The organism is Crinalium epipsammum PCC 9333 (assembly GCF_000317495.1).
GTDB classification, from domain to species: domain Bacteria; phylum Cyanobacteriota; class Cyanobacteriia; order Cyanobacteriales; family PCC-9333; genus Crinalium; species Crinalium epipsammum.
This window is the reverse complement of the sequence record NC_019753.1, coordinates 1,252,987-1,265,545: the sequence shown is the minus strand read 5'-3', so window position 1 is coordinate 1,265,545 and position 12,559 is coordinate 1,252,987. Positions and strand designations below refer to the sequence as shown.

Below are 12,559 nucleotides of genomic sequence, written 5' to 3'. Positions count from 1 at the left end.
AATGCACATTAATTATCCCTTTCAAATAGATGGACGCGGACGAGTTGCAGAAGCGGATAGCGACTTGCACATTCGTCAGTTAATTGAACAAGTACTTCTCACTTCGCCTGGAGAAAGAGTTAACCGCCCAGATTTTGGTAGTGGGTTGCAGCAACTGTTATTTTCACCCAACAACAGCGAATTGGCAGTAGCGGTTCAGTTTTTGGTGCAAGGTGCATTAGAGCAATGGTTAGGTGATTTGATTGAGGTAGAAGCGCTCGACATTGAACCTGTGGAGTCAAAGGTAGAAGTAACGGTTCAATACGTTGTGCGACGCAACCAGCAACGACAGATAGCACAATTCACTCGCGAGGTTTGAGTAATGAATGTGCAATACTGCTCTCAAAATGAACAACGACGAAAACTAATCCGAAATCAGTCAAATTTAAATGGGATTGATTATGTAGAGGTGGATAGCGATCGCAAAACGTTAATAGTTTATTTTATCCACCCTTTAACCGCATCCACAGTTACTTTAAAGGTGGAAAATATCCTGATTACTGGGGAAACTGGCAGGCAAAATGTGCAAGTTGAATCAGTTAGTTCCTCAGAAAATATATTAAGGGTGCGAGTCGATCGCGTAGGGGATTATTCCACCTATACTCTCAGCTTGGTGAAATCTCCCTCCTCACCAACTCCCCCAAACAATTTTGACCCAATACTATCTCAAATTGATTTTTCCTTTTGGGCAGAAGGTATCAGCGAATTTGACAGCCAAGCGCCAGAAGCACTACCTGAAAAAGAACCTCCTCCACCTGTTATTGATTATTTAGCAAAAGACTATGCCAGTTTCCGCCGCTTAATGCTAGACAGACTGGCGGTGACGATCCCGCAATGGCAGGAAACTAACCCAGCAGATTTAGGGATTATGCTGGTGGAAATATTGGCTCATGCTGGCGATTATTTGAGTTATTACCAAGATGCAGTAGCAACGGAAGCTTATTTAGGAACTGCACGCAAGCGGGTTTCTGTGCGCCGCCATGTTCGTCTGCTGGACTACGTGATGGACGAGGGTTGCAATGCGCGTACCTGGGTAACAATCAAAGTTGAAAATAATCAGAAAGAAGGGATTAAATTATTAGCACCTGACAAGGGAGAAAACCGTCACGGAGTACAATTTTTAACTAAAACTAATGTAGTCACTGGTGTACTTTCTCAAGAACAATTTAATACTGCTATAAATGTGGGCGCACAAGTATTTGAATCTTTACATGAAATTACTCTTTATCAATCTTTAAACAAAATTTTATTTTATACATGGGAAAGCCACCAATATTACTTGCCCAAAGGTTCAATTAAAGCAACTTTACATAACTTAGACGAATTACTGCACAAACGACTGAAACCAGGCAGCGTACTGCTGTTTGAGGAAGTGCTAGGAATTGAGACAGGGGAAAAAAGGGATGCGAACCAAAACAATCGTCATGCTGTGCGTTTAACTAATGTAGAAAGCATGATCGATCCATTGAATAACCAAAAAATCGTGGAGGTAACATGGCACGTTGCAGATGCGTTACCTTTCGATTTGCATATTTCTAATATTGATTCCCAAGGGAAATTAATTAAGCAGATCAGCGTGGCACGGGGTAATGTGGTGTTGGTGGATGCAGGGCGATCGCTTCCCCCTGAAAATCTCAAAGAAAATCCAGGTTGGGAACGATTAAGACCTCGTTTAAAACGAGGCACTTTAACACAGCAAGGTTATGTGCAGGATCGCCAAAGGCAATTGAAGGTATTTGACGAAACTGCTTCTGCAACTGAGGCAATACAATTGCCATCGCGACTCAGAAATGCTCGTCCAGCGATCGCAGTGTGGGAAAATCAAGTACCCAATCAAGGTGAACAAGCAGGGGTTAGTTGGGAATATCAACGAGATTTACTGGTTAGCGATCGCTTTGCCCGTGATTTTGTCGTAGAAACAGAAGATGATGGAGGTGCTTATCTCCGCTTTGGGGATGGTACTTTAGGTAAAAAACCGCAACCGGATACTGTTTTGTACGCCTGTTATCGAGTGGGAAATGGACGTGCGGGTAATGTCGGTGCAGATGCGATCGTTAACATTTTCCTTCAACCGGAAAATCTGAAACCAGAAGATCGCCCTAATCTTAAAAATATTCAAGCAGCAATTACAAAAATTCGCAATCCCTTACCCGCTACAGGCGGAACTGAAGCCGAACCGATTGAAGAAGTGCGCCTCTATGCACCGCAGGGATTTCGGGAACAGAAACGCGCAGTCACAGAAGCAGACTATGCTAATGCTGCCCAACGTTATCCAGGTGTGCAAAAAGCTTTGGCAACCCGACGTTGGACAGGTAGTTGGCACACGATTTTTATTACTGTAGATCGAGAGGGAGGACGTAAAGTTGATGAAGAATTTAAACAAAATTTACTTGACTTTTTAGAAGAATTTCGCCTAGCGGGACACTCTATTGAAATTGATAGTCCTCGCTTCGTTCCCTTAGATATTGCGATGACAGTACAAGTTAAACAAGATTACTTTCGCAGTAACGTTAAAAAAGCCTTGTTAGATGCTTTCAGTAACCGAGTTTTAGCTAATGGTATAGGATTTTTTAGTAGCGATCGGTTCACCTTTGGTCAATCTGTTTACCTTAGTCAAGTCATTGCAGCAGCAATGCAAGTATCGGGAGTGGAATCTGTGGAAGTCACTCGTTTTCAACGGCGGGGCGAAGTTTTAAATCGAGAATTGGAACTCGGACAAATTCAGTTTGAACGTTTAGAAATTGCTCTTTTAGACAATATTCCCAATTCACCCGAAAATGGCATAATTGAATTCAATCTGGAGGGCGGTTTATGAGTCTTGGAGATAGTACCCCTAAAAAGCCAGAAAACCGTCCAGGTTTACCTAAAATCGCTTATCGAATTTCTGATTATGCAGGCTTTCGCCGTCGGTTGCTGAATCTTTTACCTAGTATATTGCGTTCTTCCGATAAAGCGGGAGTTTTGGCAAAACTGACCACGCGCTTAAATGATGATCCAGCGATCGCACTTTTAGATGCTTGGGCGGTCGTGGGTGAGGTGTTAACCTTTTATCAAGAACGCATTGCTAATGAAGGTTATTTACGCACAGCAACGGAACGCCGATCTGTGTTGGAATTAGCAAGAGCAATTGGATACGAACTTAAACCAGGTGTAGCAGCTAGTACATTTCTCACCTTTACCGTTGAAGATGCACCCCTTTCTCCCAGAGTAGCAACTATTCCCAAAGGTACTCAAATAATGAGTATTCCCAGTAAGGATGAGCTACCCCAAATCTTTGAGACAATTACAGAATTCACCGCCCACGTAGATTGGAATGTAATTAAACCGCGTCCCAGTCGCCCACAAAAAATTACTAGCAATACTCGTCAACTTTATCTCAATGGTATTAGTACCCAACTGAAAGCAGGAGACTATTTACTATTAGTTGATGAAGATCGAGAAACTCGCACTTATGTATTGCCCATAACTGATGTCAAAGAAGATGCCCAAGCGGGATCTACATTAGTGAAATGGGAGCAATATCTACCAATAAATCAGCCCCCAAAAACTCCCCTACACAATCCCAAAGTCTTTGCTTTTCGCCAAAAAGCTAATCTTTTCGGTTACAATGCACCAGCTTGGGAAGATATGAGTGCTGAGGTAAAGTTGGCTGCGATCGCAGAAAAAGGTTGCTCAATTCAAGGCGGTGTCTTTCGCTATTCAGATAATAACAAACAATGGAATTCTGCCAGTAAAGGTTTACCTAATGCAGACATCCTTTGTTTAGTAATTCAGGATGGAGTTCTCTTTGCTGGTACTGCGGGTAAAGGTATTTTCCGTTCTAAAGATAACGGGAAGAGTTGGGAACCTGTCAATAATGGTTTAATCAATTTACATATTCAAACACTTTATACAAATATAGAAAATCCTCCCAATCCTTTGTTTGCTGGTACGCCTGGGGGCGGTGTCTTTCGCTCCAAAGATGGCGGCGAAACTTGGGTTCAAATTAATACTGGAAATGTCCGAGTTAAGCATGAGGAAGACAAAGATAAAACGCAGTGGCGTTCTGTGATTACCAGCTTACCTAATACAATTGTACGCTCGATTTTAACTTTAGATAACTACATTTTCGTAGGAACCGATGATGGTCTTTATTATTCCGATAATCAAGGGCGTGACTGGCTCGACACTAATTTAAAAGACCAAGCTGTGTATGTTTTATTAAATGTAAAGTCCAAGGAAAAACAAGACTTGATAGTCGGGACAGATAGCGGTTTATATAGGTATATAAAAGATGATTCAACATCAGGAAGTTTGCCAAAATTCGCAGATGCTCTAAAATGGCACGAGTCGAACCATATTTTAAAGGAAAGAGCCATTTTATCATTAGCCAAAGTCAAAAATGATAATAATATTTTTGTTGGTACAGATGCAGGTGTTTTTTATTTCTCAGTTCAAGAAACTACCTGGAAGGATTATGGCAATCCTCTTTTGAATGATTATACAATTCGATCACTAGCAATATACAAAAACGGTGAATATTATATTTTTGCAGCTAGTGAGCAGGGCGTTTTTGGATCAATTTCCAGACTTAATAATACTAATATTAAGTGGACAAATGTTTCCAAAAATGTTAGGAACAGTTTATCTACGCCAGATATTACTACACTTGCCTTTAATAAAATTAATGATACGAATAAAGACCTCTTTGCTGGCAGCAAATTTACAGGGTTTTTAAAAGCAGATGTTAAAAATCAAAATAATAAAATAAATACTAGCACAAACCATTCAAAATATCAACAAGAATGGCTGGATTTCAAGCTGGAAAGTAAGCATATTGATCTGGATACACTATATCCTCAAATTTTGCCTAATAGTTGGATTGTTCTGGTAGATAAAAATAACTATATAAATCAAGATAATAATCAACTTACTGTTGCTGCACACCAAGTTAAAAGCACATCTACAATTACGCGAAAGGATTTCGGGTTGAATGCTAAAATTACTCAAATTGAGCCTTATAAAATAGTAAGAAATTCACAAAAAATTCAATTGCGATCAACAGTTGTTTTCAGTCGTAGTGAGGAATTAGAATTAGTTGAAGAACTGCTGACTGTGAGCGAACGTCAACAGGAAATTTTTAAAGATCCGATCCAAGATGAAACCCTTTTAATGAATGATTTTATCCAAGGATTGCAATCAAATCAAACCTTAATTGTCAATGGTAAACGGATTGGCATTCAGTTAGATGATGTTGGCGGCGTTTTCCAAGGAAATTATGCGAAAATTTTAATTAAAGACTTAGAGTTTAAAAAAATTAATCAAGGCTTGATGAATTCCCAAGTGACGGCTTTAACTCATGGTAGTAACAAAATTATTGCTGGAACAACTGAAGGGATATTTTATTCTACACACAATGGTAATTATTGGCAACCAATTGTTGGCTGGTCGCAAGTTAACCAAAAATTGAAGATAAAAGATATTCAAGCGATTTTGACTTTCAATCAGACTGATCGAAGGAATTTAATTTTTGTGGGTACGGCTGAAGGTATTTTCCGCTCCAAAAATTCAGGGGAGACATGGGAAAATATTAAGCAAGGTTTGACTTATACGGATATCCGTGCGATCGTATTTAACTCTACAAGTAATACTCTATTTATTGCAACGATTAACGGCGGAGTCTTCCAGTCTAAAAATAATGGTGAAAACTGGACAGCAACCAGTTTAAGAGGTACGGATGTGCAAGCATTGGCGCTGAATAAAGATACTAATAAAATGATTGCAGGAACAGTGCAAGATGGGGTGTTTTATTCCAGTAATAACGGTAGTACTTGGCAGCAATTTAATGATCATGGTTTGACTAATCGGAATATTACAGCAGTTGCAATCGCACAAAATAATCTGTTTGCAGGTACATCTGGCAGTGGAGTTTTTCGCTCTAAAGATAATGGTGCTAACTGGGAACAAATTAATATTAATTTAACAAATTTAGAAATTCGTTGCTTAACCGTTGATGCCAACGAAAACATTTGGGTTGGCACAGCTAGTCGTGGCGTTTTCTATTCAGATAATCAAGGTGACTTATGGCAACCTGTTAACGCCAACCTGACAAATATAGATGTACGCGCCATCCTCATTCATAACGATGATACAGTTTTTGTAGGCGGTATTGGAATTTTACAATCTGTTGATGGTTTTGACACTAAACCAGTGCAGCGACGAGATGTGCTGCAACTGCTAGAACTTCCTGCTCCAGTGCTAAATGCACCAGCTAACTATAAGCAGTGGAAGTTGATGGATAAAGATGGTTTTCAAGGATATTTAACAACGATATCTGCTGAAGAAATAACATTACTGCCAGCAGCAGCAGATAGTGAGGTTGTGAGCGAAGTTGTAAAAATCCAATCTCCTCCTAGTGATCAACAAATGCCTATTTTAACTCTCCAGCAACCTCTTAAAAATGCCTATGATCCAACAACAGTAAAAATTTACGGCAATGTAGTAGAAGCAACTCATGGCGAGAAGATAGAAGAGGTGCTGGGAAGTGGAGATGGCAACCTTACTAATCAACGTTTTGCGCTCAAAAAACCTCCTTTAACTTATGTTTCGGCAACAACCCCAAGCGGCGCAAATAGCACCTTGCAAGTGCAAGTAAACGGTATACTTTGGCAAGAAGTTTCTTCTCTTTATTCGCTGACGGCACAAAACCAAAGTTATATTATCCGCATTGAAGATGATGGTAAAACAACTGTTACTTTTGGTGATGGAATTAAAGGTTCTCGACTGCCAACTGGTGAGGAAAATATCACAGCTACTTATCGTAGTGGTATTGGTCTTGATGGTAATATAGGTGTCGATCGCTTAAGCTTACTAAAAACCCGTCCACTGGGGATTATAGAAGTAACAAATCCTATTCCTGCTACGGGAGCAGCAGCACCGGAGTCACTGGAAGAAGCTCGGACTAAAGCACCTTCAACTGTGCGGACATTAGATCGAATTGTATCTTTACAAGATTTCGAGGATTTTGCGCGTAGTTTTGCTGGAATTGGAAAAGCTCAAGCTATTGAACTTTGGCATGAAGAAACGCAGTTAGTACACATCACGATCGCATCTGCAAATGGTGCAGAAGTTCTCCAAGAATCCCCTCTTTACACAAACTTGATAGCAGCGATTAACTTAGCTAGAGATCAACTGCAAAAAGTGCAGGTTGATTCCTACGATCGCCTACTATTCAACTTAGAAGCTAGATTAATTCTCGACTCCCCCTACCAAGCAGAGACGATTAAAGAAAAAGTACGTGCTGCTCTCAATAGTACCTTTACCTTTGAGCGGCGGCAATTTGCACAAGCAGTAACAGCATCAGAAGTAGTTGCAATTATTCAAAACATTGAAGGGGTAATTGCAGTTGATTTAGATGCACTTTATCAAGCGCGTAGCAGTAAAGCTTTAGAACCATTTTTGATGGCTAAACAAGCTCGTTCTGATCCACAAACCGATCAGGTGCATCCCGCTCAATTGTTATTGCTTAATCCTGCTGGTATTAAACTTACAATAGTTTCCGCCCTATGAAGGGAGGAGGGAGGAGAGAGGAGGGAGGGGGAAGGTAACTATTAATTATCAATTATCAATTATGAACAACAGCGATCGCTTATATAAATTACTACCCGAAATATATCGGTTGCGGGATACAGCAGAAGGCGAACCATTGAAGGCGCTACTAGCTTTGTTTGAGAAAGAATTGCTGACAATTGAAGGCGATATATCCGATCTCTATGACAATTGGTTTATTGAAACTTGTGCTGAGTGGGCAGTTCCTTACATCGGCGACTTGCTAGATGTGCCAGAATTTTATACTGATCGTTCCCTGGTATATGGACAGCAAGAGCGACGGGCTTATGTAGCCAACACTATAGCTTATAGAAGACGGAAGGGAACGGCTCCCGTATTAGAGCAGTTAACGCAAGACGTAACCGGATGGCGATCGCGTGCGGTAGAATTTGCTCGATTAGTTGCAACCACTCAAAACTTAAATCATCTTCGCTCCCATAGTACCACCGCCAATCTGCGAACGAATAATCAATTGCAACAAATTGGCACTCCTTTTGAACAACAAGCCGCCTACACCGCAGATATTCGTCCCGTTAGCCAGAAAGGTTGTTATAACGTTGCCAATATTGGCTTGTTTATTTATAGATTACAAAGTTATCCGAGCGGTCGCACCACAGCCCGTGCTGTTCCTGGCTCTGAAGCCAACATTACTGGACGTTGCTACACATTTAACTCCTTGGGCAAGGATGCACCATTATTCAACCAACCTCGCACAAAAACGGATATTCTCAGCCTAGCTGAAGAAATTAATCTACCTGGTATTTTGCGCCGCACCGTACTTGCAAACGAACTCAAACAACGCCGTCAGTCTTACTTACAAGGAAAATCATTAGCAGAAATTCGCTATTTTGATCGCGATCCAGTACTGCAAATCTTTGTTAACGGTCAGCCTAACCCTATTCCACCTGAAGAAATCCTCATTTGTAGTTTAGATGAAACAGAGGATAAACTTTGGAATATTCCCACTGAGGAATTTGAGCATAATAATGATGATCTGCCCTTACCTGCAATTGTAGCGGTAGACCCGGAATTAGGTCGGATCGCCTTTTTGGATAAACCTTTACCTAAGCGAGTAGAAGTAAGCTATTTTTATGGATTTAGTGACGATCTTGGCGGAGGTTCCTATAGTCGCAGCAATGCCAGTCGTAATGATTTAATTCCTAGTGACTTATCTAATAACGAGATTAACCCGCCCTTATTTTGGGAGATTAAACAAGGCAATTCAGGCGAGGCAAATCCTTTAGTGACTGCCATTGAAACTTGGAATCAAACTGTTGAAGCATGGCATGGATTCAAGGAATTTACTCATATTCCTTTAGCTTCAATTCTGATTCCAGCCGTCCGAGTTATACACCTAGAGCGGGAAAAAACTCGTCCTCTGTTTCGTCCTGGTATTATTGGCGAAGGGTTGAGAGTGATTGTGCGATCAGGAAGCTTAAGTATTACCGTCACCCCAGGTCGGGCTGTCGATCGCCAAGGCAGACTCATTGTTATTAAAAAAGAATATTTAGTTAATCTCGAAAAATTTCACCTCGCCCAAGACGCTAGAGGATGGCTGGTCGTTTTTTATCGTTCCTCTTCTGATCAAGTAGCTGAAGATCAACCACCGATTAAGTTTGTTTCAGAAAGCGCCTTTGATCAATACCCCCCTGGAACGTTTATCCCACTGATTTATCTAACGCTGAATTCTCAAAGAAAAAACGGGCAATTTGACGATAGTATTCGCCGATCTTTTCAGTTTGAGCCAGGAATTGTGCAGGGGTTGGAGGTGAAGCTGCAACCAGGGAAATTAGAAGCAGTAATTACCGCCGGAACAGTTGTTGATGAAAGAGGGCGATCGCTCATTATTCCTAACAACTTCTCGGTTGATTTAAGTTTGTATCAAGGTGAAACAAAACAGATAGTTTTAAATCAAGCCACAGGTTGGAAAAAACAGTGGCAAGTTGAGCTATTGAATCAGGAAGATTATCAAAACAACTGCGACAAAAATTGCCTCAGTTTAGCAACTCTAGAAATTCCGCAAATCAAAATTGGTGAAATTGAAAATTCTCCTAGTTATACTCATTTGCCCTCAAACAAAATAGGCAATGAAGATAATTTAGATGAAATTAAAATCAACGGTTTAAACGTTTCGTTAGTTAATATTGAACGAGCAATTATTGCGATCGCCCCAGGAACAGTAAGCAATAAGCAGGGAGAAACAATCAGTTTAGAGCGAGAAATCCAGTTTGATCTTAGTGCGTATTCTGGTCAAACACTAACTTTATTTATTTCCTACAAAACAAAACAAGGATTACCTCTTTCTCCTGTCAGTCTTAAGGGGCGAGGGTGGCAACATTTGGGAATTGTCCCTCAAGAACCAGAGGAAGCAGAAACCGGAACTATCTTAATTACAGATAATTGCACCTACGAAGGAGAATTATCTATTATTGTGCCTGCCCAGAGACGGCTGGAGATCATCGCTGCTGATGGTTGTCGTCCCCACTTACAGGGCAATGTCTCAGTACGGGGAACTGCTGCTGAAGATGCACATCCAGGCGAACTCACATTATATGGGCTGCTGGTAGAAGGTAATGTCACCGTTTTAGCGGGTAATCTGAAGCGGTTGAACATCAATCACTGTACCCTTGTACCCCAAAAAGGCGGAGTCTATGTGGAACCTGGATGGCTCATTCCTCCCGATCATAGCAGTGGGGAAGAATTCGATGCGATCGCCCTAGTCATGTATTCCTTAAATTGGGTTTGGCAATCAATTTGCCGAGATATCGGATTAACCAATGCCTGCTCAGAATTTAACCCAACTCAACTTTTACCACCTGCTTTTCAGCAGCTACCGAACCGAGTTTCACAAATCTGGCAAACCATTCAGCGTTGGCGGTGTCCCCAAGAATTAGAACCTCACACCGAAGACGCGCCCACTACAACCCAATGGAATAATGCCCGTTTAGAGATTGCCATTAATCGGAGTATTTGCGGACGTTTGTACCTCAGCGACACTGTTGCCAAATTAACTATTGCAGACAGCATCATAGATATTGGATTAACCGAACAGGAACAACAACCGGAAGCAATATCAGCCCTTGGTAGCGAGGTGGAAATCAAAACCACCACAGTTTTAGGCATGACCACCGCCCGCAACTTACAAGCCAGCAACAGTATCTTCACCGAGAAAGTAATGGTGCGGCGGCATCAAAGTGGCTACATTCGCTTTTCTTATGTCCCCGAAGCATCTCACACACCCCGCCGCTATGAATGCCAACCCGATATGGCATTGAAGGCAAAATTGACAAAGATACCCACAGCCATTACAGCAATTGAAATTCTCCCCTCCAATATTTTTCTGGGAACAGCAGGAGATGGGGTTTTTCGGTTAAATATAAATTCTGAAAATAACGAGTCGCAGAGGGAAGAAACTGCTCACAGCTTACCCAATTGCTACATTACAACACTGCTTTTTTACCTTCAACCTGACAATTCCACACCTTCTAAAATAAATACCTTATGGGCGGGTGCTGTAGATGGGAGTATTTATTACTCAAGAAATGACGGAGAAAACTGGACAAACATCAAAACAAAAGTTGATACAGCAATTAACCATCTAGTCGCTTGGGTACGGCAGGGTAGAGGAACAATTTCCAGTGAGGGTAGCAAGCTGATAGGCAAGGAAACTTTTTTCAGTTCCGAAGTGCGAACTGGTGACACCATCAGCATCGGGGAAGAAACTCGAATTGTAACTGCCCTTGGAGAATCTGGAATAGGAACAATTTCCAGTCAAGGTATTATTGTTACGGGTCACAACACTAATTTTACAGCAATACAAGTAGGCGATCGCATCACCGCCCTCGATCAAACTAGAACTATTGTAAAAATCTACACCACCAACTCACAACAAGATTGCCTGGAAGTTAATGCGCCATTTTCCCACGATTTACCTGAAAAAACTACATTTACCATCAAAATTGATACACTTTTACAACTCAATGCCCCCCTCTCCAGCGATGTCAAAGAACCGTATTTTAAAATTCATCATTTATTAGCAGCAACATTAGGAGATGGCATTCTCAGAGCAAATGATAGAGGTGAAAACTGGGAAAAAATAAATACAGGTTTAACCAATTTCAATGTTACGGCTCTGGCAATTGATTCAGGTGGTCAATTATTTGCTGGGACAAGCGGTGGAGGTGTTTTCAAGTATACCATAAATGATAATCAAGCCGAGACCGAATTACCTCGTTGGATACCGTTTAACATCGGTTTAAGCAACTTATATATCACCTCTTTAGCGATTGATGCGAAAGATCAATTATGGGCGGGAACAGCCGGAAGCGGGATTTTCTATTCAACTTTAAATGGCAAGAGTTGGACAGAAATCAATCAAGGACTAACGAGCTTTGTAATTACCGCACTTGTGACGCTTCAAAGCACAGAAAAATCTACTGAGGGAAATATTATTGTATTTGCCGGAACAGCTAACGGACAAATTTTCCGTTTATTTACTGAACAGGAAGAATGGCAGAAACTCCAATTAGATTTAAAAGGAATTGATATTACCACGCTCACAACAAACGCCAACAAGCAAGCTATATTAGCGGGAACGGCTTCAGGAGATATTTTGCAGTTTATAAATAAAGATAAAGATGAAAATTGGACATCACTAAATCAAGGACTGCCGAATGTTGCTGAAAAATTGCTAATTATGGAACGTTTACAACCTAGCTTTACTTCAACTAATTATGGAGATCCAGGCTATATTCAACTCGGACAAAGCTGTAGTAAAGAAATTGGTACTGGTGCAGAAGATGGTGCTGAAATGGGAGCATTTAACTTCCTAAAGCAACCACAAAGGGAAGCGAATTTACAAGCTAGTTTAAAAGAATATTTCCGATTCGGTTTACAAGCAAAAACTTTTTATATTAATTGAGGAGCAACTTAA

General features: G+C 40.9%; 4 protein-coding genes. All 4 read left to right on the top strand.

Annotated elements, in window-relative coordinates; all coding sequences use genetic code 11:
* The first annotated feature begins 1 nt into the window (after window position 1).
* The 4 genes from CRI9333_RS05410 to CRI9333_RS05395 all read left to right on the top strand — a co-directional run bounded on the left by CRI9333_RS05410 (window position 2) and on the right by CRI9333_RS05395 (window position 12,547).
* The gene (locus tag CRI9333_RS05410; RefSeq protein WP_015202154.1) at window positions 2–358 is read left to right on the top strand and encodes a GPW/gp25 family protein; all 357 of its coding nucleotides are present in this window, start codon (window positions 2–4) and stop codon (window positions 356–358) included.
* A 3-nt stretch (window positions 359–361) separates the two neighbouring features.
* Entirely contained in the window at window positions 362–2,854 is a 2,493-nt protein-coding gene (locus tag CRI9333_RS05405) for a putative baseplate assembly protein (RefSeq protein ID WP_015202153.1), read from the top strand.
* Window positions 2,851–7,587, top strand: a complete 4,737-nt coding sequence (locus CRI9333_RS05400) for a putative baseplate assembly protein (protein WP_015202152.1) — start codon at window positions 2,851–2,853, stop codon at window positions 7,585–7,587. Before CRI9333_RS05405 ends, CRI9333_RS05400 begins: the two co-directional genes overlap by 4 nt.
* A 61-nt stretch (window positions 7,588–7,648) precedes the next feature.
* Complete coding sequence (locus CRI9333_RS05395) at window positions 7,649–12,547, top strand: hypothetical protein (protein WP_015202151.1); 4,899 nt, start codon at window positions 7,649–7,651, stop codon at window positions 12,545–12,547.
* Window positions 12,548–12,559: the final 12 nt, after the last annotated feature.